This window comes from Nostoc sp. 'Peltigera membranacea cyanobiont' 213, from assembly GCF_002245975.1.
Taxonomy (GTDB): domain Bacteria; phylum Cyanobacteriota; class Cyanobacteriia; order Cyanobacteriales; family Nostocaceae; genus Nostoc.
The window spans coordinates 1-1,189 of sequence record NZ_NOLI01000371.1; the positions used below are offsets into that span (position 1 = coordinate 1).

General features: G+C 34.9%; 1 protein-coding gene. It reads left to right on the top strand.

What is annotated here, in order from left to right; genetic code table 11:
* Positions 1-61: 61 nt before the first annotated feature.
* Positions 62-1,174, top strand: coding sequence for an IS630 family transposase (locus CDG77_RS35010; protein WP_094333669.1), 1,113 nt, complete (start codon positions 62-64; stop codon positions 1,172-1,174).
* Positions 1,175-1,189 lie beyond the last annotated feature (15 nt).

Below are 1,189 nucleotides of genomic sequence, written 5' to 3' on the forward strand. Positions count from 1 at the left end.
TAAGCTGCTGTACCTTTAATTTGCATAAAATAGAAATTGGATAAGTATTGCATTTACTGCCATGCCAGCTAGAGGTTTTCTCTCACCAGGTCAACAAGAAAATTTACAACAAGCCGTCAGAGAAAGTGCGGACAAGCATCTACGAGAACGAGCATTAATGCTGTTGTTGATGAATGATGGCAAGACGTACCAAGAAATCAGCACTTTTTTAGGTTGTGCATACCGAAGCGTAGCATATTGGTGTGTTCATGGAGACGCAGATAACCTAGAAAGTTTAAAAGATAAGCGAGAACAAGGTAATCATCGTAAAGTCACAGAATTATATGTAGAGTTACTGCTAGATGTACTGGAAAAGGAACCATCAGAACTAGGATATGAATTTGGAAGATGGTCAGGTGAACGATTAGCAACATACATGGAAGAACAAACAGGAATTGGGCTATCAGGTAAGCAAGTAAGGAGAATATTAGAGCAAAAAAAGTACGCTTACCTCTGGGCAAAATACACCCTAGAGGACAAACAAGATCCCAAAAATAGAAAGGCGTTTAAAGAGAAGTTAGAAGGATACTTAGAAGCGTCAAAAGCTAGTCCAGATAAACTACAAATCTGGTTTTGGGATGAAAGTGGATTCAGTATGAGGGTAATTAGACGTAGAAGTTGGGTGAAAAGAGGTAGTAGAAAAAAAGTCACTGGACAACGTAGTAGAGGGAAAGTAAACGTCATGGGAGGTGTTCGATATCATGATAAAAAAAGAATGTGTTATTTCATCGATAAAGGTAACTCAACAAGCTTTTATGAACAAATTAAAAAATTATATATTTTTGTAAAAAATGAGTGGATTAACCAAGGAAATGTAGAAGATAACTTTACATTGTCTGAAGTAAAAATACTCATAATCCTAGATAATGCTAGCTACCATAAAAAGAAAGATATTCTCAAAAAAATAGAACAAGAAATGCCAAATATACAACTTTATTTTTTACCTCCCTATAGTCAAGATTTTAACTTAGCTGAATTAGTTTGGCATTCAGTAAAAGAATACATAGCACATCGCTTATTTAAATCAGTATCGGATTTACAAGAATTACTAGACAGATTATTAAACGATGGTGAACTAATTATTAAGTGGGGCAGAAAAATCAAGAATAAGGGTAATGCTGTTATTGCAAGTTAAATGTCCGACAGCTTA

Coding starts and splice junctions, on each gene's coding strand:
- CDG77_RS35010 (WP_094333669.1), top strand. CDS start 62: ATGCCAGCTAGAGGTTTTCTCTCACCAGGTCAACAAGAAAATTTACAA.